1 protein-coding gene is annotated in these 670 nt (G+C 44.6%); it reads left to right on the forward strand.

Annotated features, from left to right (window positions below; genetic code table 11):
- A partial coding sequence (locus D7Y06_RS25430) for a flagellin (protein WP_120410230.1) occupies positions 1-624 on the forward strand: 624 nt, incomplete at its 5' end.
- Positions 625-670 lie beyond the last annotated feature (46 nt).

The following is a 670-nucleotide window of genomic DNA, read 5'->3' on the forward strand; positions in this document are numbered from 1 at the left end:
TTAAATGCACAGGATGGTATTTCTGTAGTACAGATCGCAGAGGGTGCTTTAAATGAGACACACTCAATCCTGCAGAGAATGAACGAGCTTGCAACACAGGCAGCCAACGATCCTAACACCTCAGCAGACAGAGGCAAGATCCAGAACGAGATCGATCAGTTAGTATCTGAGATCGACAGAATCCGTTCCACAACTCAGTTCAATACTATGGATCTGTTAGACGGCTCCTTCAAAGGAAAGAAACTTCAGGTTGGTATGTTGAAAGGCCAGACAATGCAGATCAGCATCAGCAATATGGATGCAGCATCCTTAAGTGTAAATGCTCTTAAGATGAGCAACAATGCATTAGCAGGTTCTGCAATGGCAAAGATTCAGAAAGCTATCGATACAGTATCTGCACAGCGTTCTAAATTGGGTGCAATCCAGAACAGACTGGATCACACAATTGCAAACCTTGACAACGCAGCTGAGAATACTCAGGCAGCAGAGTCCCGTATCCGTGATACAGATATGGCAGCTCAGATGGTTGAGTACAGCAAGAACAACATTCTTGCACAGGCAGGACAGTCTATGCTTGCACAGGCTAACCAGTCTAACCAGGGCGTATTATCTCTGTTACAGTAATCAGCAGAATCAGAATAAGGCCGGTATTTACCGGCCTTATTTTTTG

The sequence above is a fragment of the Roseburia sp. 1XD42-69 genome (genome assembly GCF_003612565.1).
GTDB lineage: Bacteria > Bacillota > Clostridia > Lachnospirales > Lachnospiraceae > Roseburia_B.